General features: G+C 68.5%; 24 protein-coding genes. 20 read left to right on the forward strand and 4 right to left on the reverse strand.

Annotated features, from left to right (window positions below):
* Nucleotides 1-16: 16 nt before the first annotated feature.
* The gene (locus EGT29_RS09390; RefSeq protein ID WP_124688774.1) at nucleotides 17-988 is read right to left on the reverse strand and encodes a tripartite tricarboxylate transporter substrate binding protein; all 972 of its coding nucleotides are present in this window, start codon (nucleotides 986-988) and stop codon (nucleotides 17-19) included.
* Between the two features lie 277 nt (nucleotides 989-1,265).
* Here EGT29_RS09390 and EGT29_RS09395 point away from each other — a divergent pair, with 277 nt between their 5' ends.
* The 4 genes from EGT29_RS09395 to EGT29_RS09410 all read left to right on the forward strand — a co-directional run bounded on the left by EGT29_RS09395 (nucleotide 1,266) and on the right by EGT29_RS09410 (nucleotide 4,675).
* On the forward strand, nucleotides 1,266-2,240 hold the full coding sequence (locus EGT29_RS09395; protein ID WP_238160436.1) for a LacI family DNA-binding transcriptional regulator: 975 nt from the start codon (nucleotides 1,266-1,268) through the stop codon (nucleotides 2,238-2,240).
* Nucleotides 2,241-2,298: 58 nt separating this feature from the next.
* Nucleotides 2,299-3,165, forward strand: a complete 867-nt coding sequence (locus tag EGT29_RS09400; RefSeq protein WP_124688776.1) for a hypothetical protein — start codon at nucleotides 2,299-2,301, stop codon at nucleotides 3,163-3,165.
* Between the two features lie 134 nt (nucleotides 3,166-3,299).
* Nucleotides 3,300-4,448 carry a DUF4382 domain-containing protein gene (locus tag EGT29_RS09405; RefSeq protein ID WP_124692281.1) on the forward strand — a complete coding sequence of 383 codons (1,149 nt, stop codon included), beginning with the start codon at nucleotides 3,300-3,302 and terminating at the stop codon, nucleotides 4,446-4,448.
* Between the two features lie 20 nt (nucleotides 4,449-4,468).
* Nucleotides 4,469-4,675, forward strand: coding sequence for a hypothetical protein (locus tag EGT29_RS09410; protein ID WP_124688777.1), 207 nt, complete (start codon nucleotides 4,469-4,471; stop codon nucleotides 4,673-4,675).
* A 60-nt stretch (nucleotides 4,676-4,735) separates the two neighbouring features.
* Here the strand turns inward: EGT29_RS09410 and EGT29_RS09415 are convergent, their stop codons facing one another.
* On the reverse strand, nucleotides 4,736-5,845 hold the full coding sequence (locus EGT29_RS09415; protein WP_124688778.1) for an alkene reductase: 1,110 nt from the start codon (nucleotides 5,843-5,845) through the stop codon (nucleotides 4,736-4,738).
* A gap of 182 nt (nucleotides 5,846-6,027) precedes the next feature.
* Here EGT29_RS09415 and EGT29_RS09420 point away from each other — a divergent pair, with 182 nt between their 5' ends.
* From EGT29_RS09420 to EGT29_RS09445, 6 genes are all read left to right on the forward strand, one after another.
* Nucleotides 6,028-7,209 carry an HPP family protein gene (locus EGT29_RS09420; protein WP_124688779.1) on the forward strand — a complete coding sequence of 394 codons (1,182 nt, stop codon included), beginning with the start codon at nucleotides 6,028-6,030 and terminating at the stop codon, nucleotides 7,207-7,209.
* Nucleotides 7,210-7,394: 185 nt separating this feature from the next.
* On the forward strand, nucleotides 7,395-9,053 hold the full coding sequence (locus tag EGT29_RS09425) for a bifunctional diguanylate cyclase/phosphodiesterase (protein WP_161567752.1): 1,659 nt from the start codon (nucleotides 7,395-7,397) through the stop codon (nucleotides 9,051-9,053).
* A 20-nt stretch (nucleotides 9,054-9,073) separates the two neighbouring features.
* A complete protein-coding gene (locus EGT29_RS09430; RefSeq protein ID WP_124688781.1) occupies nucleotides 9,074-10,561 on the forward strand; it encodes an HDOD domain-containing protein in 1,488 nt (495 codons plus the stop codon).
* Entirely contained in the window at nucleotides 10,558-11,562 is a 1,005-nt protein-coding gene (locus tag EGT29_RS09435) for a DUF2157 domain-containing protein (protein ID WP_161567753.1), read from the forward strand. The genes EGT29_RS09430 and EGT29_RS09435 overlap by 4 nt, the downstream gene beginning before the upstream one ends.
* Nucleotides 11,559-12,596 carry a DUF4401 domain-containing protein gene (locus EGT29_RS09440; protein WP_161567754.1) on the forward strand — a complete coding sequence of 346 codons (1,038 nt, stop codon included), beginning with the start codon at nucleotides 11,559-11,561 and terminating at the stop codon, nucleotides 12,594-12,596. Before EGT29_RS09435 ends, EGT29_RS09440 begins: the two co-directional genes overlap by 4 nt.
* Complete coding sequence (locus tag EGT29_RS09445) at nucleotides 12,589-13,104, forward strand: GDYXXLXY domain-containing protein (protein ID WP_124688784.1); 516 nt, start codon at nucleotides 12,589-12,591, stop codon at nucleotides 13,102-13,104. The genes EGT29_RS09440 and EGT29_RS09445 overlap by 8 nt, the downstream gene beginning before the upstream one ends.
* 13 nt (nucleotides 13,105-13,117) lie before the next feature.
* On the opposite strand, the gene epsC is transcribed toward EGT29_RS09445, so the two are convergent.
* Entirely contained in the window at nucleotides 13,118-14,038 is a 921-nt protein-coding gene (epsC, locus tag EGT29_RS09450) for a serine O-acetyltransferase EpsC (protein ID WP_124688785.1), read from the reverse strand.
* Nucleotides 14,039-14,258: 220 nt separating this feature from the next.
* On the opposite strand from epsC, the gene EGT29_RS09455 reads away from it, so the two are divergent.
* The 10 genes from EGT29_RS09455 (at nucleotide 14,259) to EGT29_RS28450 (ending at nucleotide 23,793) form a co-directional block, all read left to right on the forward strand.
* Nucleotides 14,259-15,410 carry an ABC transporter substrate-binding protein gene (locus EGT29_RS09455; protein WP_124688786.1) on the forward strand — a complete coding sequence of 384 codons (1,152 nt, stop codon included), beginning with the start codon at nucleotides 14,259-14,261 and terminating at the stop codon, nucleotides 15,408-15,410.
* Between the two features lie 240 nt (nucleotides 15,411-15,650).
* Nucleotides 15,651-16,532 (forward strand): branched-chain amino acid ABC transporter permease, encoded by an 882-nt coding sequence (locus tag EGT29_RS09460; protein ID WP_124688787.1) that lies wholly within the window; start codon nucleotides 15,651-15,653, stop codon nucleotides 16,530-16,532.
* A 15-nt stretch (nucleotides 16,533-16,547) separates the two neighbouring features.
* Nucleotides 16,548-17,405 carry a branched-chain amino acid ABC transporter permease gene (locus tag EGT29_RS09465; RefSeq protein WP_124688788.1) on the forward strand — a complete coding sequence of 286 codons (858 nt, stop codon included), beginning with the start codon at nucleotides 16,548-16,550 and terminating at the stop codon, nucleotides 17,403-17,405.
* Between the two features lies 1 nt (nucleotide 17,406).
* Nucleotides 17,407-18,186, forward strand: coding sequence for an ABC transporter ATP-binding protein (locus EGT29_RS09470; RefSeq protein ID WP_124688789.1), 780 nt, complete (start codon nucleotides 17,407-17,409; stop codon nucleotides 18,184-18,186).
* Nucleotides 18,183-18,896 (forward strand): ABC transporter ATP-binding protein, encoded by a 714-nt coding sequence (locus EGT29_RS09475; RefSeq protein ID WP_124688790.1) that lies wholly within the window; start codon nucleotides 18,183-18,185, stop codon nucleotides 18,894-18,896. Before EGT29_RS09470 ends, EGT29_RS09475 begins: the two co-directional genes overlap by 4 nt.
* Before the next feature lie 18 nt (nucleotides 18,897-18,914).
* Nucleotides 18,915-19,859: a transcriptional regulator GcvA gene (gcvA, locus tag EGT29_RS09480; RefSeq protein ID WP_124688791.1), complete on the forward strand. Its 945-nt coding sequence runs from the start codon at nucleotides 18,915-18,917 to the stop codon at nucleotides 19,857-19,859.
* 88 nt (nucleotides 19,860-19,947) lie between these two features.
* The gene (locus EGT29_RS09485; RefSeq protein ID WP_238160340.1) at nucleotides 19,948-20,739 is read left to right on the forward strand and encodes a class II aldolase/adducin family protein; all 792 of its coding nucleotides are present in this window, start codon (nucleotides 19,948-19,950) and stop codon (nucleotides 20,737-20,739) included.
* A 37-nt stretch (nucleotides 20,740-20,776) separates the two neighbouring features.
* Nucleotides 20,777-21,766 (forward strand): tripartite tricarboxylate transporter substrate binding protein, encoded by a 990-nt coding sequence (locus tag EGT29_RS09490; RefSeq protein WP_238160341.1) that lies wholly within the window; start codon nucleotides 20,777-20,779, stop codon nucleotides 21,764-21,766.
* A gap of 86 nt (nucleotides 21,767-21,852) precedes the next feature.
* The gene (locus EGT29_RS09495; protein ID WP_124688792.1) at nucleotides 21,853-23,142 is read left to right on the forward strand and encodes an MFS transporter; all 1,290 of its coding nucleotides are present in this window, start codon (nucleotides 21,853-21,855) and stop codon (nucleotides 23,140-23,142) included.
* A 132-nt stretch (nucleotides 23,143-23,274) separates the two neighbouring features.
* Nucleotides 23,275-23,793 (forward strand): hypothetical protein, encoded by a 519-nt coding sequence (locus EGT29_RS28450; RefSeq protein ID WP_161567755.1) that lies wholly within the window; start codon nucleotides 23,275-23,277, stop codon nucleotides 23,791-23,793.
* Between the two features lie 130 nt (nucleotides 23,794-23,923).
* Here the strand turns inward: EGT29_RS28450 and EGT29_RS09505 are convergent, their stop codons facing one another.
* Nucleotides 23,924-25,375 carry an aldehyde dehydrogenase gene (locus EGT29_RS09505; protein WP_124688793.1) on the reverse strand — a complete coding sequence of 484 codons (1,452 nt, stop codon included), beginning with the start codon at nucleotides 25,373-25,375 and terminating at the stop codon, nucleotides 23,924-23,926.

A 25,375-nucleotide genomic window follows, 5' to 3' on the forward strand; every position in this document is an offset into this window, starting at 1 on the left:
TTCCGGCGTGGTCGCGTTACTGGATGGAGATGTTTCCGGTCTCGATCACTTCCTTCCAGCGCGTGCTTTCCTGCCGCTGGAAGCGCGTGAATTCGTCGCTCGAGTTCGCCACGACTTCCAGGCCGACGTCGGTGAAGGGCTTGCTGGCCGCGGGATCCCTGATGGCTTCCGTCAGCGCCGCCGATATCTGGTTGCGCAGGTCGGCCGGCAATCCCTTGGGCGCGACGATGGCCTGCCAGGAATAGACCACCAGGCCGGGCACCGCGGCTTCGGCGAAGGTGGGCACGTCGGGCAGCACCCGCGAGCGGGTGTTGCCCGTGACGGCGATGGCCTTGAGCTTGCCGGCCTTGATGTGCGGCAGGACGGCGTTGACGTTCTGGAACGACATGTCGACCTGGTTGCCCAGCAGGTCGGCGATGGCGGGAGCGCCGCCCTTGTAGGGCACGTGCAGCCCCTTCGTGCCGGTTTTCTGCCAGAACAGCTCGGCGGTCAGGTGGTCGGACGAACCCGCGCCCGATGTGGCGAAACTGACGGCCCCCGGCCGGGACCGGAGCAGCGCGAGGACGTCCTGGACGTTGCCCACCTTGGGCGCCAGCGCGGGGCTGACCACCAGCACATTGGGGGCCTGCACCGCGACGGTGAGGTAGGTGAAGTCCTTGGCTGGGGCGTAGGGCAGGTCCTTCATCAGGTGTTCCGCGACGACCAGCGGCGCCAGCGACGTGACCATCAGCGTGTAGCCGTCCGGTGTCGCGCGGGCGACCTGCGCGGCGCCTATGGTGCCGGTGGCGCCGGCCTTGTTCTCGACCACGAAGGATTGCCTGAGCCGCTCCTGCAGCTTGTTGGCGACGGCGCGCGCCACCGAGTCCGTCGCGCCGCCCGGAGGGAAGGGGACCACCATCGTCACCGGCTTGTCGGGCCAGGCGTGAGCGCTGCCGGAGGCGGCCGCGAGGGCTATTCCGAGTATCCATGCACGTGCTTGGGCGTTCATGTCGTCTCCATGTCTTTTTATGGATGTTAACGTTACCAATCGCGGATATCAGCGTTGTCTGTGTTTTGTTAACGTTAACATCCGGATGGGCAGAATGTATGATCACAGGCTGCCGGCGACCATAGGTGGAAACCCAGGCCGCGTCGGCCGCTATCCGCCGGCCCGCCGGGTTAGCCTTCTGTCTCGTTCGCGTTGCTTTTCCCTCCCGCCGATGTCTCCGTCCGACCGCAAGTCCGCCGCCGTACCCGCCCCGACCGCCGAACGGAGCGGCGTGACCGTGCGTGAGGTGGCGAAGGCGGCCGGCGTCTCGATGATCACGGTGTCGCGCGCCATCAATACCCCGCAGCAGGTTTCCCCCGCCACGCTGGAGAAGGTCAATGCCGCCATCGCGGCGCTGGGCTATGTTCCCAACCTGATGGCGGGCGCGCTGCGGCTGTCGCGCAGCCATCTGGTGACGGCGCTCGTGCCGTCGGTGGCGGGATCCCTGTTCGCGGGCATGCTGGCGGCCTTGACCGAGTCGCTCGATGCCCGGGGCTACCAGCTCATGGTCGGGCAGAGCGGCTACGACGTGCCGCGCGAGGACGCGCTGCTGCGGGCCATCATCGGCCGCCGCCCCGACGGCATTGTGCTGACCGGCGTGATGCACTCGCCGCAGGGGCGCCAGTTGCTCCAGGCATCCGGCATCCCCGTGGTCGAGACCTGGGACACCACGGCCACGCCCATCGACATGCTGCTGAGCGTGTCGCACGAAGAGATCGGGGCGGCCGTCAGCCGCTATCTGTTCGAGGCGGGCAAGACCCGCCAGGCCGTGCTGAGCGGGGACGACGAGCGGGCCAGACTGCGCGCCGCGAGCTACGTGCGCACGGCGCTCGAACTGGGGCTGCCCGAGCCGGTGGTGCTGTATCTGCCGGCGCCGACCACGCACGCGCAGGGACGCGAGGGCCTGCGCGCGTTGCAGCGCACGGGCAAGGGCATCGACGGTATCTTTTGCACTTCCGACCTCATGGCGGCGGGCGTCGTCACCGAAGCCACGGTGCAGGGCGTGGACGTGCCCGGGCAACTGGCGGTGGTCGGCTTCGGCGACATGGACATCGCCGCGTCGATGTCGCCTTCCATCACCTCGGTGCACGTGGATGGGGCCGCGATCGGCGCCCGGGCCGCGGAAATGATCGCGGCCCGGGCCAGCGGACAACGGCCGGCCGCCCCCGTCGTCGAGATCGGGTTCAGCATCGTGGCGCGCGAGAGCGCCTGACCGGCCCCGGGCGGCCGCCGTCGATTACACTCCCGGCCGATCCGCAATGAAGGTTTGCATGGACATAGAAATCAACGAAGAACTGCGGGCCTACATCGACCCGCTGAGCGAAGACGAGTACACCGCGCTGGAGGGCAGCCTGCTGGCCGAAGGCTGCCGCGATGCGCTGGTGCTGTGGGGCAACGTGCTGGTCGACGGCCACAACCGCTACGGCATATGCAGGAAGCACGGCATCGAGTTTCGCACGGTGCAGAACACGGCCTTCCAGTCGATGGACGACGTGCGGCTCTGGATGATAGACAACCACCTGGGCCGGCGCAGCATCTCCGACTACCAGCGGGGCGTGCTGGCCCTGCGCAAGAAAGACATCCTGCAGTCCAGGAAGCCTGTCCAGGCGCCGCCTTCCGTGGCCTCCGCGGAAGCGGCCGAGCCCTCGCCCGCGCCGCAGGGCAGTGCATCCGCGGAACCGGCCCGGCCGGCCCTGGCGACGCGCGAGGCCGTGGCCCGGGCCGCGCGGCTCAGCACCGCGACGGTGGGCCAGATCGAGCGCATCCAGAAGGCGGCCGCGCCCGAACTCGTGGCGGCGGTCAAGTCGGGAACCATTTCCATCAGCGCGGCGGCGGCGGTCGCCACCCTGCCGGCCGAGGAACAGGTCGTGGCGGTGGCCGGCGGCAAGGACGAACTGCGGCGCGCCGCGCGCCAGGTGCGCGAGAAAAAGGCCAGGCCCCGGCAGGACGATGCGGCGCCCGCTGGCGAAGGCGGAAAGGAGCCGGCCGACCTGCCGCCCGAGAGCACGGATGTGGGCGAGCTGCAGGGCCTGGTGCGCGCGCTCAGGGCCGAGAATGCCGACCTGAAGCGGAAAGTGGCGAACCTGACCGTGGCGCTGAAGGAGGCGCGCGGCGCGAAAGCCGAAAGCGGCATGTAACCGCGGCTTCCCGCCCCATTTACAGAGCTTACATATAGATTACACGCCCCGAACACCGTCCGCCGTATGCTCGCCCCGCGTTCACGCTTTACCGAAAGGAGGTCATCGTGGCGAACAACAGAATTCCGTATGGCATGCTGGTTCTGGGATGTGCGGGGGCATTGGGATTGGCGGCATGCGGGGGAGGTGACGGTTCGTCCGCTCCCGCCCAGGGCACGCTGCAAGTTTCGATGACCGATGCGCCCGCCTGTGGCTTCGATCATGTCTTCGTAACCGTCAGTAAGATCCGTGTGAACGGCAATCCGAATGTCGACGACAACGGCTCGGGCTGGGTCGATATCCCGGTCACGCCGGTCCGGCGGATCGACCTTCTTTCGCTGACCAACGGCGTCATGTCCACGCTGGGCAAGACGGCGCTGCCGGCGGGGGACTATCAGCAGATCCGCCTGGTGTTGCAGGCCAACGCCGGCAAGCCCTATGCCAATGCGGTGGTGCAGACCGGCGGCAGCGGGGACGAGATCGCGCTGACCACGCCCAGCGCCTCGCAAAGCGGCTACAAGATCATCCGGCCGTTCACTGTCGCCCCGGATACGCTGACCGACCTCGTGCTGGACTTCGACGCCTGTAAGTCCGTCGTCGCGCGCGGCAACGGCGGTTTCAATCTCAAGCCGGTGGTAACCGCGATCCCCATCGTGGTGAGCGGCAAGGTGGTCGGCTATGCGCCGGCCGGTTCGCGGGTCTACGCCGAGCGCGGCGGCGAGGTGGTCAAGGGCACCGTGGCCACCAGCGAAGGCGCGTTCACGCTGTCCCCCATCGAGCAGAGCAGCACGACCGGCAACGTCGACGTCGTGGTGGTGCCGCCGGCATCGGCCGCGCGCGGCGTGGGCATCATCCGCTCGGTGCCGGTGGTGGCGGGAGCCAGCACGACGGTATCCACGGCGACGGCGCCTATCGCTCCGCCGCCGTCGGCCTTCAACACCGTGTCGGGAACCGTGACGCCGTTGAGCGCCGAAGCGTCGCTGCGCGCCTTGCAGACGACGGGCGGGGCGAAGTTCGAAGTGGCCTCCACGTTCGCCAGCCTGACGACCGGCGCCTACGCCATGAGCCTGCCCGCCGCCGCGCCGGTGGCCGGCACCTACCAGACCACGCTGCCCATTCCCCTGGTGCCGGATGCGACCGCGGCGGGGCGCTACACGATAGAGGCCACGACCTCGACGGGCACCGTGAAGTCCTCGTCCGTCGATATCGGTACGGGACCGGCAACGCGGGACTTCGCGTTCTGATCCGTACGCAAGGAGCAATCATGAAATCCATCCTGACTGCCATCGCCGCGGCGACCGTGCTGGGCGGATGCGCGGTGTACACCCCCGGAGGCGCCGTCGTGGCGCCCGCGCCGGGGTACTACTACGATTCGCCGGGGTATTACTACGAGTATCAACCGGCCTATCGGGGCGGTTACCCCGGCCCGCGCTTCTGCCCGCCGGGGCAGGCGAAGAAGGGGCGCTGCTAGCGTGGGTAAGGGGGGGGCGGCGCCATGGGCCCGTCCCCCTCGTTGGGCCGTCCGGCTGGTTCAGGCCAGCGCGGGGTAGTCGATGTACCCCTTTTCCGTACCGCCGTAGAACGTGGTGTTGTCCGGCGCGTTCAGCGGTGCCTGTTCGCGCAGGCGGCGCACCAGGTCCGGATTGGCGATGAACAGCTTGCCGAAGGCCACGAGATCCGCGGCCCCGCTTTGGACCGCTTGCTCGGCGGTTGCGCGGTCGTAGCCGTTGTTGGTCATCCAGGCGCCCCTGCCGCCGGCCTGGGCGTAGGCCGCTTTCAGCGCGGCGTAGTCGAACGGGGCAGCGCCCTGGCGGTAATCGCGGGCACCGCCCGTCGCCCCCTCGATGATGTGGACGTAGGCCAGCCCGTAGCCGGCCAGCTTGCGCACCACGTAGTCGAACAGGGGCTGGGGTTCGGGGTCCGAGGCATCGTTGGCCGGCGTGACGGGCGAGATGCGGATACCGGTGCGGCCGGCCCCGATCTCGTCGGTGATGGCATCCAGCACTTCGGTCAGCAGGCGCGCCCGGTTCTCGATGGAGCCGCCGTAGGCATCGTCGCGGTGGTTGCTGCCCGAACGCAGGAACTGGTCGATCAGGTAGCCGTTGGCGGCGTGCAGTTCGACGCCGTCGAAGCCGGCCTCGATGGCGGCGCGGGCGGCGCGCCGGTAGTCGGCGACGATGCCGGGCAATTCATCGAGCCGCAGCGCGCGAGGCTCGGAGGTCGGGGCGAAGCCGCCTCCGTCCGGTCCGACCAGGTAGGTCTTGGCGTTGGCCCGGATGGCCGAGGGCGCCACCGGCGCGCCGCCGTCCGGTTGCAGCGAGGTGTGCGAGATCCGGCCCACGTGCCAGAGCTGGACGACGATCTTGCCGCCCGCGGCGTGGACCGCGTCGGTCACGCGCCGCCAGCCGGCCAGTTGTTCTTCCGAATACAGCCCGGGCACGTCGGCATAGCCCTGGCCCTGGTGGCTGATGGCGGTGGCTTCCGTGATCAGCAGGCCGGCGCTGGCGCGCTGACTGTAATAGGTGGCCGTGACGGGCAGGGGAACGGCGCGCGGCGACCGGTTGCGGGTCAGCGGGGCCATGACGATGCGGTTGGCGAGCTGGAGATCGCCGACGGTGATGGGGTCGTACAGCGTTGTCATAAGGAATCCTGGCTAGGCGGTGTGCCGAATCATATCGATGGACCTCGAATTTTATATCGTTAAATGACGATATATGCTCATGCCCGTTGTGCCAGAGGGGGCATCCGGCGGCGGGGGCGCCCCGCAATCCGGTACTATGCCCGGCTGGTTTCAGTGTGCCGTGCCGTCGTCGCCGTCGTTCCATGTCCGATCGCTCCCCTTCCTCCCGGGTTTCCGCGCCGCGGCCGGGTTTCTCCATTGCCACCCTGCGCGCCTGGCTGGCGTCCTTCCGGCCGGGCCGCATGCGCATCAATGGACGCGAGCGCCTGCGCATCGTCCTGGGCGCGCTGGCAGGGGTCCTGCTGGCCGCCTGGGCGAGCCGGATGGCCGCCGGCGGCCTGGGGAGCGCCGCCTGGATGGTCGCTCCGCTGGGCGCCAGCGCGGTGCTGGTGTTCGCCTTGCCGGCCAGCCCGCTGGCCCAGCCATGGTCGGTCGTCGGCGGCAACACGCTGTCGGCGCTGGTGGGCATCATCTGCGTCAACGTGATCGGCGATCCCGTCCTGGCGGCCGCGCTGGCGGTGGGCGGCGCCATCGTGGTGATGCTGTCGCTGCGCTGCCTGCATCCCCCGGGCGGCGCAGCCGCCCTGACCGCGGTGCTGGCCCAGGCCGCCGACTACCGCTACGCGCTGTTCCCGGTGCTGGCCAATTCGGTACTGCTGATCATGGCCGGCCTGGCCTACAACAGCCTGACCGGCCGCCGCTATCCCCATGCCCAGGCCAAGCCCGTGCCCGGCCCCCGGTCCCGCTTCACGGCGGCCGACCTGGATGCCGCGCTGGCGCACTACAACCAGGTGCTGGACGTCAGCCCCGACGACCTGGAGAACCTGCTGCACCATGCGGAAATGGCCGCCTACCGGCGCAGCCTGGGCGAGTTGCGCTGCCGCGACATCATGACGCGCACGCCGCTCAGCGCCGTGCAGGACATGCCGCTCAAGGAGGCCTGGGCCTTGATGCGCCAGCATCGCATCAAGGCGCTGCCGGTGATCGACCAGGCCCGCGGCGTGGTGGGCATCGTGACGGTGGCCGATTTCATGCGGCAGCTGGAGATGGACCGGCCGGAAGGGTGGGGCGGGCGGCTGCGCGCGCTGGTCGGCCTGGCGCCGGGCGCGGGTGGGCGTCCCCGGGTCATTTCGCAGATCATGACCCGGCATGTCCGGGTGGTCAGCGCCAGCCGCTACGTGATCGAGCTGATCCCGCTGTTCGCCGACGGCGGCCATCACCACATTCCCGTCATCGACGAGGAGCGCACACTGGCCGGCATCATCACGCAAACCGATCTTGTCAAGGCCCTGTCACGGGCGATTGGAGCCGGAAGAGAGGCCTGATTCGGCGTCTTTTCCGCGGCGAAGCGCATCTCAACTTGGCGGCGGGCCCGCCGTTAATACCGTTGCAAGTACGTTGACCGGAGACAGGCCCACTATCGTCCAGCTGTCCAGGCGTGGTTCCGGGTCTCCCTTGAGCCCGTCCCTCCATGCGACTTGATACCTTAGACCGCGTTTGCGCCGATCCGGTGGCCTCTTTCGAAAGCGCCATCGATTTCTTCGCGCGCATCGACCAGCAGGGCCGGTTCCTGTATATCTCCGAGCCGGGGCTCGCGTTCATCGGCTATCACCGCGAGTACCTGCGCATCGTCACGCTGCGCGACCTGGTCCCGCAGGAAGACGCGCCCCTGCTCGAAGCCTGCCTGCGGCAGGCCCAGCAGACGGGCGAGGTGCAGAAGTGCACGCTGCACCTGATCAAGACGCTGACCTATCCCCGGCTGGTCGAGCTGCGCGTCGCGCCCGACGCGATCGAACCCGGACAGTTGCTGGTGGTCGGGCATGACGTGTCGGCCTGGGCCGACAACGAGCAGTGCCTGACCTACGCCATGTACCACGACGTGCTGACCGGGCTCGACAACCTGGCGTCGGCGCGCCACGAGATCGAGCGGGCCAAGCAGGAGGCGCTGGACAAGGGCTATCGCGTGGCCCTGCTGCAGATCGACATCGACGAGTTCCATCGCGTCAACCAGGCCTTCGGCTACGAAGCCGGCGACCGCATCCTGCACGAGACCGCGCTGCGGCTCAAGAGCGCCTGCCACGCCCGGGAATTCGTGGCGCGCTGCTACAGCGACGCCTTCCTGATCCTGTTGCGCGACGTGCCCGACCGCGACTACGTCGAGGAATTCGCCCGCCGTGTCTCCGATGCGATCCAGCTCCCGTATTCGCACGAGGGGCAGACGCTGCAACTGTCGGTGCGCATCGGTGCCGTGCTGTTTCCCGACCGGGCCAACGGCTGCGACCAGTTGCTCTACCACGTGGACGAGGCGCTGGCGCAGGCGGGCCGCAATCGCGGCTACAGCTTCGCCTTCTACGAGCGGCGCGCGGCCGGCAACCGGCCCGACACGCTCAGGCTGGAGTCCGACCTGCACAGCGGCATTCGCAACGGCGAGTTTTCGCTGCACTACCAGCCCATCGTCGAGGCGCGCAACGGCGAAGTGACCGGGATCGAGGCCCTGATGCGCTGGCATCATCCGGTCCTGGGCGCCGTCTCGCCCGAGATATTCATCTCGCTGGCGGAGTCGGCCGGCCTGATCAACTTCCTGGGCGGATGGGCCCTGAAGAATGCCTGCATGCAGCTCATGCAGTGGGACGCGCGCGGCATCCACCTGCAATACGCCAGCGTCAACGTCTCGGCCCAGCAGTTCCGCGACAAGCGTTTCCCCGCGGCGGTGCGCGAGGCGTTCAAGCTGACGGGGCTGGCGCCCCGGCGCATCGTGCTCGAAATTACCGAAAGCGTGCTGATGGAGGATCCGGCCCACGCCAAGACCCTGCTCGAGGAACTGACCGATCTGGGCGTGCGATTCGCCGTGGACGACTTCGGCACCGGCTATTCCAGCCTGGCCTATCTGCAGAGCTTTCCGCTGGCCGCGCTGAAGATCGACCGGCGTTTCATCAGCAACCTGCCTTCCTCGCGCAACGACCAGGCCATCGTCGATGCCATCGTGGGGCTGGCCGGCACGCTGGGCCTGGACCTGGTGGCCGAGGGCGTCGAAACCGAGGCCCAGCGCGACCTGCTGGTGGCCAGCGGCTGCGAATTGATCCAGGGCTGGCTGGTCTGCAAGGCCCTGCCCATCAACGAGCTGGCGCACAAGTTCGAAACCGGCGAGCTGCGGCCGCTGGCGAACTGACGCCGGAACACGGATTTTTCATGCCGGACATCCAACAACGCCACGCGTTGACCCGCAAGCTGTGGTCGCGCATCAACGAGCGCGGCGACTTTCCGCTGCTGTCCGACTCCCTGCGCGCCACCATCTCGGCAATGAAGGGAGACGACCACGACATCACGGCGCTGGCCCAGATCGTGTTGTCGGACTTCACGCTGACGCAGCGCGTCATCCGCCTGGCCAACTCGGCCATGTACATGGCCTTCGGCGGCAACATCACCACGGTGTCCCGCGCGCTGGTCGTGCTCGGCATCGAGGCCGTGGGCCACCTGGTGCTGGGGCTCAAGCTGGTCGACCATTTCCAGCAGTCGCACCTGCAACTGCAGCGGCTGGACGCCAAGCTGGAGCTGAACCGGGCGATGCTGGCCGGCTGCGTGGCGCGCAGGGTATGCGAGGTGCGCGAGCTGCTGACCAGCGAGGAAGCCGTGGTCTGCACGCTGATGCGCCAGCTCGGCAAGCTGCTGTGCATCTTCTATCTCGAGAGCGAGTGGACCCAGATCCGCGAGCATGCCCTGGAGTACCGCCGCACCGAGGACGAAGTGTCGGCCGAGGTGCTGGGCATCAGCTTCGAGGAACTGGCCGAGGACGCCGCCGAGCGTTGGGGGCTGCCGGCGGTGATCCGGCGCGGCATGGAGCCCTTCGACCTTGCCGGCCTGCCAGCCGACCAGGACATCGTGCTGGACCACGACCCGTGGCTGCGCGCGGTGGCCAGCTTCTCGGTGCAGATGTCGCGCAGCATGACCATCGCGGGCGGCGACGTCGAGCTGCGCGAGCGCCGGATGCGCGAGACGGTGCAGCGCTATGCGCGCGCGCTGGCGGTCGAGCCCGAGCCGCTGTACGAGATCATGGAGGAACTGACCCGCGAGCGGGCCAGCCAGCGCTTCATCCAGGAAATCGACGACCTGCACGCCGAATCGACGCAGGGCGGTTCGCACAATGCCGAGCGCACGCTGCGCGAAGGCATGCGCGACCTGCGCTCGCTGCCGTCCGAGCACCACCTGGGTCCGGTGCTGGCCATGGCGTCCGAGGCCATGCTGGCGGGCATGCAGTTCTCGCGCACCATCGTTTTCGTGCGCGATCCACGCCGCCATACCTTCGAGGCGCGGCTGGGGTTCGGCCGCGGCATCGAACAGTTACTCCCTCAATTGCGCTTCAATGAGATATTCTCGGTGGACGTCTTCCACCTGGCCATCACCAATTCAGTGGGAATCTTCATCGAGAACGCCTGCGACCCCAAGTTCAGCGTCCACATCCCGCGCTGGTTCCGCGATGCCGTGCCCGATTCGCACGCCTTCGTGCTGCTGCCCGTGCGCGCCGACAAGGACACCGTGGCGCTGATCTACGGCGACTGGAACAGCGCGCAGCTGGCTCGCAAGATCCTTCCCGAGGAAATGGCCGCCCTGAACGAGCTGGCGCGGGAACTGGGCCGATTCTTCGGCCATGCCCGCACGGCGGCTCGCGAAGCGCCTTGAGCGGCGGCCGCGACGCCTTGCATCGCCAGTTGATCGAACTGGCACGGCGAAAGGCGCTGTCGGCCCGGGCGGCGGAGGAGGGGCTGCGGTTGGCGGCGGTGCTGCCCGACGGACCGGCCTGGCGGCGTTTCCTCGAACACGTCTGCGCCTACGGGGGCGCGCTGGCCTGCGCCGCGGGCATCATCTTCCTGGTGGCCTTCAACTGGCAGGAATGGCCGCCCATCGCCAAGTTTTCCCTGTTGCAAGCCCTGCTGGCGGCCGCCGCCGCGGGGGCGTGGCGCCTGGGCACGGCGCGGCCGGCGGGCCGGGTGGCGCTGCTGTTCGCGATGATCCTGTGCGGCGCGCTGCTGGCCTATCTCGGCCAGCACTACCAGACCGGGGCCGACAGCTACCAGTTGTTCCTGGCGTGGGGCCTTGTCATCCTGCCCTGGGTGGCCGCGTCGCGGTCGGCCGCGGCGTGGGCGCTGCTGCTGGTGCTGGCCAACCTGGCGGTCCAGCTTTACGTAGGGCGGTTCTCGCCTTTCCTGCTGGCCGCGCTGGACGGAGGATGGCCACATCCCTGGCTGTTCTGGCTGAACCTGGCCGCCGTCGCGGCGGCCGAAGGGTTGGGCGGCCGGCTGATCGACGGCGGCCGGCTGCGTTTCCTGCCCCGGCTGGCCGGCGTGCTGGTGCTGGCCGCCATCGTCGGCGCACTGTTCGGCGCGATCCTGGGCGAAGCGCGCGCCGGCGGCATCCTGGCCTGGGCCACGCGGGCCGTGATGGCCTTGGTCCTGGCCGGCGGTTTCCTGTTCTACCAGTGGCGCCGGGACCTGCCCATGCTTACCCTGTGCTGCCTGGCGGCGATCGCGGTCGCGACGGCAGGGCTCGCGCGGCTGCTGGCCGAAGGCGATCCGGGCGAGCTCTCGCTGCTTGTCGTAGGCGGTTTCCTGATCGCGGCCTCGGCCGGCGCCGCCGCCTGGCTGCGGCGTTTGCAGGCCCGGTGGGCGGGAGAGGCGGCATGACCGGCCTGCCGCAGGTCTGGGACGAATTGCGCCGGCAGGGGCTGGCCGAGGGCGATGTCCCGCCCGCGATGCCGGCCGAAGCCGCCATGCCCTGGCACGTGCGCCTGATGCTGGGCGTGTGCGGCTGGCTGGGCGGCCTTCTGCTGCTGGTCTTCGCCGGACTGGTCGTGCCGGATCCCTTCGACTCGCACAGCCTGGTGGTGGTGGGCGTGCTGTTGCTGATCGTCGCCCGCATGCTGCTGCACGGCCAGCCGCCCGAACTGCGCGCGCAGTTCGCGCTCAGCCTCTGCCTGGCGGGCTACGGTGCCGTCGCCGTCGCCGGCGCGGCCTGGTTGCCCGTCTGGGGGACTTTCCTGGCGGCAGCGGGACTGGGGCTGGTCCTGGCGGCCGTCATGCCGCATGCGATCGCTCGCTGTTTCGGCGTCCTGGCCTTGCTGCTGGCGGGCGAGGGGTGTTTGCGCGAGCTGGGCTGGCCCAGTCCCGTGCCGGCCATCGCGGCCTGGACCTGCGCGGCGACCTGGCTGGACGAGACCCGGTGGGCGCATCGTCTGGGACAAATCCAGGCACCGCTGGCCTGGGGCGCGACGCTGGCGCTGTGGGTGCTGGGCCTGGCCGGCGCGCTGCTGCCCGGCATGGACCTGTCGGTGCCGCCCGCCTGGCGTGGCCTGGCCTGGGCGGCGTATTTGCTGGCGGCGTTGCCGCTGGCCTGGGTGGCCTGGCGCCTGTCGGCCCGCGCGCGCCCGGCCGTCCGCGGCTGGGCCGCCGGTACCGCGTGCGTGCTGGTGCTGGCCGGGGCCTGGGTCCCGGGCGTGGCCTTCGGCCTGATGACCGCGCTGCTGGGCCATGCCCGTGCCCGTATTCCGCTCTGGGTAGGCGGGCTGCTGGTGGCGCTGTGGAGCATAGGGTGGTTCTACTACGCGCAGGCCTGGTCCCTGCCGCGCAAGGCGGCGGTGCTGCTGGCGCTGGGGGGCGTGCTGCTGCTGGCCTGGCGCGGCATCGCCCGGTTGGGCGCGCCGGAGGCCGGCCATGAGTGAACGCCTGGTCCGCTGGCTGATCGCCGCCGGGCTGGTCCTGGTGCTGGGCCTGGTCAATGCGTCGATCTGGCGCAATGAATCGCTGCTGGCCAGCGGGACGCTGGTGTCGCTGGAGCTGGCGCCGGTCGACCCCCGGTCGCTGATGCAAGGCGACTACATGGCGCTGGACTGGGCGGTCGCGCGCGAACTGCGCCAGCGCCTGGGCCAGGACTTGCCCGCTTCGGGAACACTCGTGGTCCGGCGCGAGGCCGGCTCCAGCCGCGCCGGACTGGTCAGGCTGGACGACGGCGCGCCGCTGGCCGAGCGCGAACACCGGCTGGCCTATACCGTGCGAGACGGGCGGGTCAGGATCGTGACCGACGCCTATTTCTTCCAGGAAGGGCGCGCCGCGGACTTCGAGCGTGCCCGCTACGGCGCGCTGCGCGTAGGCGAGGACGGCCGCGCGCTGCTGGTCGGCCTGCAGGACGCCGACCTGGGCTGGCTGGGCCCTCGCGGCAAGCAGCCGTAAGGGCCCGGCGGCGTCAGTCTTCCTGGTTCTTGGCCTGGTTGACGTTGGTGTCGGCGGGCACGCTCTGGGTCAGCCAGACGTTGCCGCCGACCGTCGAGCCCCGGCCGATGGTGATGCGGCCCAGGATGGTCGCGCCGGCGTAGATGACCACGTCGTCTTCCACGATGGGGTGGCGGGCGATGCCCTTGGTCAGCTTGCCGTCGGGGTCGGCGGGGAAGCGCTTGGCGCCCAGCGTGACGGCCTGGTACAGGCGCACGCGTTCGCCGATGATCGTGGTCTCTCCGATCACCACGCCCGTGCCGTGGTCGATGAAGAAGCTGGCGCCGATCTGCGCGGCCGGGTGGATGTCGATGCCGGTGGCCGAGTGGGCGATGTCCGAGATCAGCCGAGCCAGGAAGGGCGCGCCCAGCTTGTGGATGGCATGGGCCAGCCGGTAATGGATGATGGCCTTGATGCCGGGGTAGGACAGCAGGATTTCGGAAATGCTGGTGGCCGCCGGATCGCCCTGGTAGGCCGCGTGCAGGTCGCTGACCAGGACGGCGCGAATGGCCGGCAATTGCGCGGCGAAGCGTCGGGTGAGCTCGACCGCCTTGCCTGCCAGGTTCTGCTTGTCGTGGGTGTCCGGCGCTTCCGAGAAATACAGCGCGCGGCGAACCTGTTCACAGAGCAGGTTGAGCGTGGCGTTCAGCGTGTTGCCGACGAAATAGTCGATGCTGTCGTCGGTCAGCTTGCAGCGCCCGTAATGCGTGGGGAAGAGCGCGGCCGACAGGCCGTCCAGCACGGTGACCAGGGCCTCGCGCGAGGGCAGCTCGCGCACCCGGTCCAGGTAGCGGATCTTGTGCTCGATCTCGCGCGAGGTGCGCAACTGCTCGACGATGTCGGCCAGGTGCCACTCGGGAGCGATGTCCGGGGACGGCGTGTGCGGTAGGTTCATGACGGAAAAATAGGTTGCGTGGGCAATGTCCCCAAGCATAGTCGAAGCGGCTTTCCCCGCTAGGGGAAACCCTTTCGACTCGTCTGGTATGGCCCGAAACGGTAGAATATCGCCCCAAGTCGCCCGCGCATGGGCCCCGCGCCGGCTCGCGCCGCAGGAGTCCGGGCACCAGCCCAGGCACAAACCCAGGCGCAAACGCGACACCTATAGGGACACTCACATGAACCGCATTTTCAGTCAATCGCTGGTGGCAGCGGCCGCCCTCGGCGCCGCTGCGTTCGCCCAGGCCGCCGACGTCAAGATCGGCCTCGCGGCCGCCCTGTCCGGCGGTGCCGGCCAGTACGGCGCCGCCATCCGCAACGGCTTCCAGCTGGCCGCCGACGAACTCAACGCCGCGGGCGGCGTCAACGGCAACACCATCAAGCTGGTCATCGAAGACGAACAGGGCAAGAAAGAAGAAGCCATCAACGTCTTCAAGAAGCTGGTGTTCCAGGACAAGGTCGTGCTGATCTTCGGCCCGACGCTGTCCAACTCGGCCCAGGCCGCCGACCCGATCGCGCAGGCTGCCAAGACCCCGGTGTTCGGCACCTCCAACACCGCGGACGGCATCACCTCCATCGGCAACTACGTCTTCCGCAACTCGGTCACCGAGGCCGACGTGCTGCCCGAGACCATCCGCGTCGCCGCCAAGCACAACGGCATCAAGAAAGTCGCGGTGTTCTACGGCAACGACGACGTCTTCACCAAGAGCGGCTACGACAACTTCAAGAAGGCCCTGGCAGACCTGAAGATCCCGGTCACCACGACCGAGACCTTCGCCAAGGGCGACGTCGACTTCAAGGCCCAACTGACCAAGATCAAGGCCACCAATCCCGACGCCGTGGTGCTGTCGGCGCTGATCGCCGAAGGCGGTCCCATCATGGTGCAGGCGCGCCAGCTGGGCCTGAACGTGCCCTTCATCGGCGGCAACGGCATGAACTCGGTCAAGGTGTTCGACCTGGCCAAGGAGCGGGCCGACGGCCTGTGGGTCGGCAGCCCCTGGTCCATCGAGAACGGCACCCCCGAGAACACCAAGTTCATCGCCGCCTACAAGGCGAAGTACAATGTGGCCCCCGACCAGTTCGCCGCCCAGGCCTACGACGCGATGCACATCGTGGCCGAAGCCCTGAAGAAGGTGAAGCTGTCGGGCAACCTGCAGGCCGACCGCACCGCCCTCCAGGCGGCGCTGCCCGCGGTGAAGATCACCGGCGCGACCGGTGCCTTCCAGTTCCGCCAGGCCAAGGGTGTCGCCGGCAAGCCCGGCGGCTACGATGCGGTCCAGACCCCCATCGTGATGGTTACCCGCGGCGGCCGCTACGTCATCGAGAAATAAGCGGTACCCGCGGAACCCGCCGGCCTCGCGCCGGCGATCCGAAAAGGGCGCGGGACTCCCGCGCCCTTTGTAATAGCAAAGTAGGGCTCGTGCCCATTTTCCATTGGTAATCTTGCTGCTTCGCTCCTGTATCCGGCCCTGGCAAAAAGTAGGCCGCCCGATCCAGGGCGCCGAGGATCCGGCTCCGCCGGTCCTCCAGCGCCGCCCCCCGGGGGGCGCGCGAAGCGCGTAGGGGGGGGCATGCTCCAACAGCAACTCGTCAACGCACTATCGCTGGGATGCGTTTACGCTCTGTTCGCGCTCGGCTTCACGCTGGTATTCGGCGTGCTGGGCGTCATCAATCTTTCGCACGGCGCCGTGTTCATGGTGGGCGCCTACGTGGCGCTGCAGCTGATCACCCAGTTCGACCTGCCCCTGTGGGCCGGCCTGGCCGCCGCGGCGGTGGGCAGCGGCATCGTCGGCATCCTGATCGACGTGCTCGTCCTGAAGCGCCTGCGCAAGCGCAACGCGCCCCACCTCATACCCATGATCGCCACCATAGGCGTGGCCATCGCGCTCAACAGCGGCATGCAGGGCATCTACGGCGCCGCCAACATGCGCTTCCCGTCCGGCCTGGTGCCCGACGACGCCATCGAGATCGCCGGGCTGCACATGACCGTGATCGAGCTCGTCATCATCTTCCTGTCGTTCGCGCTCATGGCCGCGCTGATGGTCGTCATGAAGCGGACCCAGCTGGGCAGGGGGCTGCGCGCCATCGCCGAATCGCCCAAGGCGGCCTCGCTGCTGGGCATCAACGTCGAGGGGCTGTTCATGCTGACGTCCTTCGCCGCGGCCGCCCTGGGCGGCGTGGCCGGCGTGCTGATCGGCCTCTATTCCAACGCGGTGTTCCCGCTGATGGGCCAGCCCATGCTGCACAAGGGCATCGCCGTCATCATCCTGGGCGGCATGGGCGACATCCGCGGCGCCATGATAGGCGGCCTGTTCCTGGGCTTCGCGGAGGTGCTGTCGGTGGCCTACATCGGCTCCACCATGCGCGACGCCGTGGCCTTCGGCCTCCTGTTCCTGATCCTGCTCGTTCGCCCGCAGGGCTTGTTCGGCAAGGTGCTGGAACGCAAGGCATAAGGACGCAGACAAGAAATGGAATGGTTCGATAACTTCTGGTCGATCTACAGCAACCTGGTGCTGACCCTGGGTACCAACGCCTTGCTGGCGCTGTCGATCTACCTGACGCTTTCGTGCGGCATGCTGGCCATGGCCAATGCCGCTTTCATGGGGATAGGCGCCTACACCGCGTCCATCCTGACGATGAACTTCGAGATGTCCTTCCCCGTGGCGCTGCTGGGCGGCATGGCCGCGCCCATGCTGGTGGCCTTCGTCATCGGCAAGCCCACGCTGCGCCTGTCCGGGGTCTACCTGGCCATGGCCACGCTGGGCTTCGGCGAGGTGGTCCGGGTCGTGATCCTGAACACGGAATCGTGGACGGGCGGCGCGCTGGGCCTGAACGGCATCCCCCAGCTGACGCAGTGGTGGCACATCGCGCTGGCCGTGGTGCTGGCGCTGGCCGTGCTGTTCCGGCTGCTGCGCTCGAAGGTCGGCCGCGCGTTCGAGGCCATCAAGGAGGACGAAACCGCCGCCGGGCTGATGGGCATCGACGTCAACAACACCAAGATGCTGGCCTTCGTCCTGGGGGCGCTGCTGGCGGGGCTCGCGGGCGCGCTGAACGCCCACCTGACGTTCTTCATCGGTCCCAACGAATACGGCTTCGACCGGGGCGTCGAGATCCTGACCATGACCATCCTGGGCGGCATCGGCAGCCTGGCCGGGCCGGTGGCCGGCGCCGTGATCCTGACGCTGCTGCCCGAGACGCTGCGCGCGTTCAACGATTTCCGGCTGGTCATCAACGGCGTGATCCTGGTCCTGATCGTGCTGTTCCTGCCCAAGGGCATCTGGGATCCGACGCTGCTGCGCAGCTGGTTCCGCCGGCGGAGCCACTGACATGCTGAAACTACAATCCATCTCCAAGAGCTTCGGCGGATTGCACGTACTGCAGGACGTCAACATCGAGGTTCCGCAAGGGACGATCTTCGGACTGATCGGCCCCAACGGCGCGGGCAAGACGACGGTGTTCAACCTGATCACCGGCCTGCTCGAACCCACGGGCGGCTCGCTCACCTTCGACGGCCAGGATCTCGTGGGCGCCAAGCCGCACCAGATCACCCGGCGCGGCATCGCCCGCACGTTCCAGAACATCCGCATCTTCAAGGAAATGTCGCTGCTCGAGAACGTGGTGGTCGGCATGCACCGCCACCTGGACTACGGTCCGACCGGCCTGCTGCTGGCGCTGCCCGGGTTCCGCGCCCAGGAGCGCCGCGCGCGCGAACGGGCGCTCGAGCTGCTGTCCTGGGTCAAGCTGGAGCACAAGGCGCACCAGACCGCTGACAACCTGTCCTACGGCGACCAGCGCAAGCTGGAGCTGGCCCGCGCGCTGGCGACCGAGCCTAAGCTGCTGCTGCTGGACGAACCCGTGGCGGGCATGAACACCGGCGAGAAAGTGGACCTGATGGCCGAGATCGAGAACATCAAGGCGCGGGGCTACACCATCTTCATGATCGAGCACGACATGCGCTTCGTGATGGGCCTGTGCGACCGCATCGCGGTGCTGAATTTCGGGCGGATCATTGCCGAGGGCCTGCCCGAGGAAATCCGCAACAACCCGATGGTGATCGAGGCCTACCTGGGACGCGAGGACGACGTGGCGGACGAGGTGCACGCATGAATCCGCTGCTGAAAGTCGACGGCCTGAAGGTTTCCTACGGCCACATCGCCGCGGTCAAGGGCATCGACCTCGAACTGCGCGAGGGCGAGATCACGACGCTGGTCGGCGCCAACGGCGCGGGCAAGTCCACCACGCTGCTGGCCCTGTCGGGGCTGATTCCCAAGGAAGCGGGCACGGTCACGTTCCAGGGCGAGGACATCTCGCGCCTGGCGCCGCACCGTATCGTCTCCCGGGGCATCGTGCAGGTCGCCGAGGGCCGTGCCATCCTGACCACGATGACGGTGCGCGAGAACCTCGAGCTGGGCGCCTATACCCGGCGCGACAAGGGCGGGATCGGTGCCGACCTGGAGCGCGTGTTCGAACTCTTCCCCCGGCTCAAGGAGCGCCTGAACGGCATGGCGGGCAACCTGTCGGGCGGCGAGCAGCAGATGCTGGCGATCGGGCGGGCGCTGATGGCCAAGCCCCGGCTGCTGCTGCTGGACGAGCCGTCCATGGGGCTGGCGCCCATCATCGTGCAGGAGATCTTCCGCATCCTGCGCGAGATCAATCGGCAGGGGCTGACGATTTTCCTGGTCGAGCAGAACGTGCGGCAGGCGCTCAAGATCGCCCATCGTGGCTACGTGCTCGAGACGGGCGACATCGCACTGTCCGGCTCCGGCAAGGAACTGCTGGGCGATCGCCGCCTGGTGGAAGCCTATCTGGGCGGCTGAGGCCCGTCCGGTCATACCGTGAAGCTGCCCCTGCCTCCGATGAAGTCGCTGCGGGCCTTCGAGGCCGCGGCGCGGCTGATGAGCTTCACGGCGGCCGCCGACGAACTCTGCGTCACGCAGGTGGCGGTCAGCCGCCAGGTCCGCGGCCTGGAGGATTTCCTGGGCGTGGAGCTGTTCGACCGGCGCGGGCAGTCGATCGCGCTGACCAAGGCGGGCAGCCGCTATTATCCCGCGGTGCGCCGGGCGCTCAACGACCTGGGGTTCGCGACCTCGCAGCTCAGCCGGCGCGGGCAGCCGCAGGTGCTGTCCATCCTGGCCTACAACACGTTCGCGCAGTGCTGGCTGATTCCCATGCTGCCGGCTTTCCACGAGCAGCATCCCTCGGTGGAGATCCGGCTGTCGGCGTCCTCGGCCCTGGTCGATTTCAATCACCAGGATTTCGACGCCGCCATCCGTTTCGGGGTACCCGATATCCCGGGAATCGAAGTCGACATGCTGGCGCCGATCGAACTCGTGCCGGTCATGAGTCCGGATCTCCTGGCGCAGGCCGGCGGGACGCCGGACGTGTCGGCCATGCTCGAGCTGCCGCTATTGCATTCGCTTGCCCGTCCGGGAGACTGGGAGGGCTGGTTCCGCCACGCGGGGCTGGCCAGCGACCATGCCGGCCGGGGCCACAAGTTCGAGAGTTCGCTGATGGCCTACGAGGCGGCGATACGCGGCCTGGGCGTGGCGCTGGGTGTCCGCATCCTGGTCGAGGGCTACCTGGCGTCGGGGCAGCTCGTCGCGCCGTTCGACACCTCTTATCGGCCCGCGGGCGGCTATTTCCTCGTGCATCCCAAGGACCGAGCCCCCACCGCCGCGTTCCGGGCGTTCCGCCGATGGCTGCTGTCCGAGCTGGGCTCGCGCGCCGACGACGTGATGGACGAGCCGCCGCCGCCCCCCTCGGCCAACCCTACAAAATAGTTGGCCTGATCCGCCCGAAAAGTCATTTCCCCTTCGCCTGGCGTATGCGCAGAATGTACGGCACGACTTTGCGCAGGAGGAATCGACGATGGCTGAACTGGCGGACCTGGGTATCGCATCCATGCGGTCCCGATGCTCCGAAGCCGAATGGGAGGCTCGGGTCAATCTGGCGGCGTGTTACCGCCTGGTCGAGTTCTACGGGATGGCCGACATGGCCGCCAACCATATCTCGGCCCGGGTGCCCGGCGAGGAAAACGCATTCCTGATCAACGCCTACGGGTTGCTGTACGAGGAAATCACCGCGTCCAGCCTGATCAAGATCAACGCCGACGGCGAAGTCCTGAGCGCGCCCGATTTCGGACCGGACCTGAAGTACGGCGTCAACCGCGCGGGTTTCGTCATCCACAGCGCGATCCACCAGGCCAGGCACGAACTGTCGTGCGTCATCCATACGCACACCTGGCCCGGGATGGCCGTGTCGGCGCTCGAGTGCGGCCTGTTGCCGCTGGCGCAGACCTCGATGCGCTTCGTCAACATCAGCTACCACGACTACCAGGGCGTGGTGCTGGACGAGGCGGAGCAGGCTTCCCTGGTGGCCGACCTGGGCGACAACAACGCCATGATCCTGAGGAACCACGGATTGCTGACCGTCGGGCGGACGATACCCGAGGCATTCAACGCCATGCATCGCCTGGAACTGTCCTGCAAGCTGCAGCTGGCGGCCATGGCCTGCAACAGCCCGCTGAATCCCGTTCCCCAGGACGTCCTGGACAAGACCTACATGAACTACCAGCCGCAGACCCGGCGGCCGTACGGCGTCATGGAATGGCCCGCGCTGCTGCGCAAGCTGGACCGGATCGATCCGAGCTACCGGCTATAGCCCCACGGCAGAACAGAATCAAGACAACGGAGACATCATGACTTTCCTGGCATCCCCCTGGCGCATGAGCCTCGGCGCCGCTTGCATGGCAATCGCCGGGCCGCTGCTGGCCGGACAGGCCCTGGCGGCTTCCTTTCCCGAGCGGCCGCTCAAGCTCGTCGTCCCCTTTCCGCCCGGCGGCGGGACGGACCTGGTCGGCCGCATCGTTGCCGAGAAGATGGGTGAGTACTTCGGCAAGCCGGTCATCGTCGAGAACCGGCCGGGCGGCGGCACGGTCATCGGCACCGACTACGTGGCCAAGAGTCCGCCCGACGGCTATGCCATCGTGATGGGGACCTTCGCCTACGCGGTCAATCCCAGCCTGCAGCAGAAGCTGCCGTATTCCAACGAGACCTCGCTGATGTCCGCCGGCATGGTGGCCAAGGCGCCGAACGTGCTGGTGGTGAATCCGCAGCGTCCCTACAAGACGGTGGCCGAGCTGATCGCCTACGCGAAGGCTAATCCCGGGAAGATCAACTATGGGTCCAACGGCAACGGGACCTCCGCGCACCTGGCGGGCGCGCTGTTCGCGACGCTGTCCGGAACGGAACTGACGCACGTGCCCTACAAGGGTGCGGCGCCGGCGCTGAACGATCTGATCGGCGGGCAGATCGACGTCATCTTCTCGACCATTCCCGGCGCCCTGAGCTACATCAAGGCGGGCAAGCTGCGGGCGCTGGCGGTAACCTCGGCCGACCGGTCGGCGGTGCTGCCGGACCTGCCCACCGTGGCCGAGGCAGGGGTGGCGGGGTACGACGCCCAGGCCTGGTACGGCTTTCTCGTCCCGGCCGGTACGCCGGCACCGGTCGTCGACAGCCTGAACCGGGCGATCAACCAGGCGGCCGAGACGCCGGTGTTCCAGCGCCTGGTGAAAGAGGAGGGCCTGATCAAGGTGACCGGCGATCCGGCGTCGATGGACCGCTACGTACGCGCCGAGGAGAGCCGCTGGCGCAAGATCATCCAGGACGCCGGCCTGCAACCGAACTGAGGCCCGCGCCCCGGCAAAAGCACGATATCCTCCGCTCTTTGGCGTCCCGGTGTAGCCGGGACGCGCATCAGCCAGGAGATCGCTTCGTGCAAGCAAGGCATTCCCCGCCGACCCGGATCGCATTGCCGGTCGGCTTCATCGTCGTGCTGGGCATGCTGGCCGGCCTGCCGCCCCTGTCCATCGACATCAGCCTGCCGGGGCTGCCCGCCATCGGCGCCGAACTCGGCGCCACCGACTCGCAGATGCAGGCGACGCTGGGCGCGTTCATGCTGACCTTCGGGTTCGGCCAACTGGCCTGGGGACCCTTGTCCGATCGCCACGGACGCCTGCGCGTCATCCTGCTCGGCCTGGCCGTGTACGTGGTGGCGGCCATCGCCTGCACGCTGGCCGCGGACGGCGCGGCGCTGATCGGCTGGCGGGCGGTCCAGGGCTTCGGCGCATCGGCCGCGTCGGTGGCCGGCATCGCGCTGGTCCGTGACGTCTTTCCCCAACCGCAGCAGCGCGCCACCATCCAATCCTTCATCGTCGCGGTGCTGAGCCTGGCGCCCATCGTCGCGCCGCTGATCGGCGCGTTCGTCATCCATGCGGTCGGTTGGCGCGGACTGTTCGCGGTGCTGGCGGGGGCGGGGCTGCTGCTGGCGGTCATCGTCGCGATCCGATTGCGGGCGGGCCGCCTGCGCGCGCTTCGGGGCGTGCAGCCCGCCGATCCCGAGTCCGAAGGCCCCGGGTCCGGTACCGATCAACCATCGCAGGAAAGCGCCGAGCGTCCGGCGGGGTATCGCGGCTTTCTCGCGCTGCCCCATGCGCGGGCCCTGTCGTGCGCGCTGGGTGTCGTGTTCTGCGGCATGTTCGTCTTCATCAGCGGATCGCCTTTCGTGCTGATCGACGGCATGGGCGTATCCAGTTCGGTCTATGCGATCGCGTTCGCGCTGGCCTCGGGCGCGGTGCTGGCGGGATCGCTGGCGACCGCGCGTCTTTCGCAGCGGGGCGTGCCGCCCCAGCGGGTGCTGTACGCGGGCGTGCGCGGCGCGGCCTGCGCCGGCGTGGCCGCGCTCGCGGTCGGACTCGCGCTGCGCGGCGCGCACGGGCAATGGTGGGAGATCGCCCTCTTCGTCGTGGCGATGGCGGCCAGTCTTTTCTTCGGCGGCTTCATCATGCCGACCATCTTCGCGCTGGGATTGCAGGACGCCGGAGCCATGGCGGGCGTGGGCGCCGCGGTGCTGGGCGCATCGCAGATGCTGGGCGGCGCGCTGGGCAGCACGGCGGTGGGCGCGTTGCCGGTCGCGCCCATCGTCGCGGTGGGAACGCTAGCCGCGCTGTGCGGCGTGGCGATATGGATCATCGCTCGCGTGACGTTCGGCCGCACGCCGTCGTGACGATCATGCACGATGCGATGACGTGACAGGGCGCGTGGCGCCGAAGCAAAAAAAATCGTCGCCGGTGTCTAAAAGGGTTGACATTGCTTTGAGCACCATTAACACTTCGGGCCTCGACTTTTAGAGATTGATATGGTTAAGAAATCGCAACCCGTTAAGGCAGCTGCCAAGCCGGCAGCCAAGAAGCCGGCCGCGAAGGTCGCCAAGAAAGCTGCTCCGGCCAAGTCGGCCGGCGTGCTGGCGAAGCTCGAAGCCGCCGCCGTGCGTCTGGGCGATGCCGCCAAGAAGGCGCTCGAGCGTTCGGAGAAGGCCCGCAAGGAAGCCGCTCAGCGCGTGAGCCTTTACGAGAAGGCCGTCAAGGCCGCCGTGAAGGAAGCCAAGGCTGTCGTGGCCGCAGGCGACAAGAAGCCTGCTGCCAAGAAAGCCAAGGCCGCGACGAAGGCCGCCGCTCCGGCCAAGAAGGCTGCTGCCAAGCCCGCCGCCAAGGCTGCCAAGCCCGCGGTGAAGCCGGCCGCCAAGCCCGCCGCCAAGCCGGCTGCCAAGCCTGCCGCGAAGAAGCCCGCCGCCAAGCGCGTGGCGAAGAAGGCCGTTGCTCCGGTCGCCGCTCCGGCCGCCGCCGAACAGCAGGCCGCTTCGGCTCCCGCCGCCTGACAGGCTGCTGGATGAAAAATGCCGCCCCTCGGGGCGGCATTTTTTTTGCCGCCGGGCCGCCCCAAGGCAAAAAACGCCCACTCGGGGGGCAGCGCCGCCGCGTAGCGGCATTTCTTGCCTGGAAACTGCGTCAGAACGGATAGTGCCGCGGCGTGGTCTGGACGGTGATCCACCGCAACTCGGTGAATTCGTGGATGCCGGCCTTGCCGCCGAAGCGGCCATAGCCGCTGGCCTTGACGCCGCCGAACGGCATCTGCGCCTCGTCGTGCACGGTGGGGCCGTTGATGTGGCAGATGCCGCTCTCGATGCGCTTGGCCACTTCCATCGCCCGCGCGATGTCTCGGCTGAACACGGCCGACGATAGTCCGTACTCGCTGTCGTTGGCCACGCGTATGGCTTCCTCGGTACCGCTGACGCGGACGATGCACACCACCGGGCCGAAGGATTCCTCGCTGTAGATTTCCATCGCCGGGGTCACCTTGTCGAGCACGGTGGCCGCCATGATGTTGCCCTCGATGCTGCCGCCGGCAATGAGTTTGGCGCCCTTGGACACCGCGTCGTCGATCAGGCGCCGGATGCGCTGGATGGCCTCAGGCGTCACGACGGCGCCCAGTACGACGTCGTCGCGGCGCGGGTCGCCCGCGGGCAGCGAGGCGGCCTTGGCGGCGAACCTGGCGGCGAAGGCATCGGCGATGGCGTCGTCCACGACCAGTCGTTCGGTGGACATGCAGATCTGGCCCTGGTTCATGAAGGCGCCGAAGGCCGCCGCGCCGACCGCGGCATCGAGGTCGGCGTCGTCGAGCACCAGCAGCGGCGCCTTGCCTCCCAGTTCCAGCAGGACCGGTTTCAGGTGGCGGGCGGCACTCTGGGCGATGATGCGGCCGACGCGGGTCGAGCCGGTGAAGTTGACCCGGCGGATCGCCGGATGGGCGATCAGCGCCTCGACCACCGCGGGCGCGTCGTCCGGAGCGTTGGCGACGACGTTGACGGCGCCGGCCGGCAGGCCGGCGTCGCACAGAGTCCGGGCGATCAGGTGATGCGTGGCGGGGCAGAGTTCGGACACCTTGAAGACGACGGTGTTGCCGCAGGCCAGCGGCATGGCGATCGAGCGCGCGCCGAGGATGATGGGCGCGTTCCAGGGGGCGATGCCCAGCACCACGCCCACCGGCTGGCGCACGGCCATGGCCAGGCTGCCCGGCACGTCGGAGGGGATGACCTCGCCGGCGATCTGCGTCGTCATGGCGGCGGCCTCGCGCAGGATGCCGGCGGCGAGGTGCGCGTTGAATCCGGCCCAGCCGCGCGTGGCGCCGGTTTCGGCGATCATGCGGGCGATGAATTCCGGCGTGCGCTCGTCCAGCAGGTCGGCAGCGCGGTTCAGCAGACGCCGCCGCTCGTTCGGGCCCAGGGCGGCCCAGGCGGGAAAGGCGGCCGCGGCGGCATCGGCGGCGGCGCGGGCATCGGCCACCGTGGCTGCCGCCGCGCGCGTGCTGTCGGCGCCGGTGACCGGGTCGCGCCGCACGAACGTGGCACCGCCCGTGGCGTCGCGGTCTTCGTTGTCGATCAGGAGCTTGATGTCGAACAT

This window comes from Pigmentiphaga sp. H8, assembly GCF_003854895.1.
Taxonomy (GTDB): domain Bacteria; phylum Pseudomonadota; class Gammaproteobacteria; order Burkholderiales; family Burkholderiaceae_B; genus Pigmentiphaga.

Coding starts and splice junctions, on each gene's coding strand:
- EGT29_RS09445 (WP_124688784.1), top strand. CDS start 12,589: ATGAGTGAACGCCTGGTCCGCTGGCTGATCGCCGCCGGGCTGGTCCTG.
- EGT29_RS09415 (WP_124688778.1), bottom strand. CDS start 5,845: ATGACAACGCTGTACGACCCCATCACCGTCGGCGATCTCCAGCTCGCC.
- EGT29_RS28450 (WP_161567755.1), top strand. CDS start 23,275: ATGGTTAAGAAATCGCAACCCGTTAAGGCAGCTGCCAAGCCGGCAGCC.
- EGT29_RS09490 (WP_238160341.1), top strand. CDS start 20,777: ATGACTTTCCTGGCATCCCCCTGGCGCATGAGCCTCGGCGCCGCTTGC.
- EGT29_RS09485 (WP_238160340.1), top strand. CDS start 19,948: ATGGCTGAACTGGCGGACCTGGGTATCGCATCCATGCGGTCCCGATGC.
- EGT29_RS09390 (WP_124688774.1), bottom strand. CDS start 988: ATGAACGCCCAAGCACGTGCATGGATACTCGGAATAGCCCTCGCGGCC.
- EGT29_RS09470 (WP_124688789.1), top strand. CDS start 17,407: ATGCTGAAACTACAATCCATCTCCAAGAGCTTCGGCGGATTGCACGTA.
- EGT29_RS09455 (WP_124688786.1), top strand. CDS start 14,259: ATGAACCGCATTTTCAGTCAATCGCTGGTGGCAGCGGCCGCCCTCGGC.
- EGT29_RS09460 (WP_124688787.1), top strand. CDS start 15,651: ATGCTCCAACAGCAACTCGTCAACGCACTATCGCTGGGATGCGTTTAC.
- EGT29_RS09430 (WP_124688781.1), top strand. CDS start 9,074: ATGCCGGACATCCAACAACGCCACGCGTTGACCCGCAAGCTGTGGTCG.
- epsC (WP_124688785.1), bottom strand. CDS start 14,038: ATGAACCTACCGCACACGCCGTCCCCGGACATCGCTCCCGAGTGGCAC.
- EGT29_RS09405 (WP_124692281.1), top strand. CDS start 3,300: ATGCTGGTTCTGGGATGTGCGGGGGCATTGGGATTGGCGGCATGCGGG.
- EGT29_RS09410 (WP_124688777.1), top strand. CDS start 4,469: ATGAAATCCATCCTGACTGCCATCGCCGCGGCGACCGTGCTGGGCGGA.
- EGT29_RS09505 (WP_124688793.1), bottom strand. CDS start 25,375: ATGTTCGACATCAAGCTCCTGATCGACAACGAAGACCGCGACGCCACG.
- EGT29_RS09440 (WP_161567754.1), top strand. CDS start 11,559: ATGACCGGCCTGCCGCAGGTCTGGGACGAATTGCGCCGGCAGGGGCTG.
- EGT29_RS09465 (WP_124688788.1), top strand. CDS start 16,548: ATGGAATGGTTCGATAACTTCTGGTCGATCTACAGCAACCTGGTGCTG.
- EGT29_RS09400 (WP_124688776.1), top strand. CDS start 2,299: ATGGACATAGAAATCAACGAAGAACTGCGGGCCTACATCGACCCGCTG.
- EGT29_RS09475 (WP_124688790.1), top strand. CDS start 18,183: ATGAATCCGCTGCTGAAAGTCGACGGCCTGAAGGTTTCCTACGGCCAC.
- EGT29_RS09420 (WP_124688779.1), top strand. CDS start 6,028: ATGTCCGATCGCTCCCCTTCCTCCCGGGTTTCCGCGCCGCGGCCGGGT.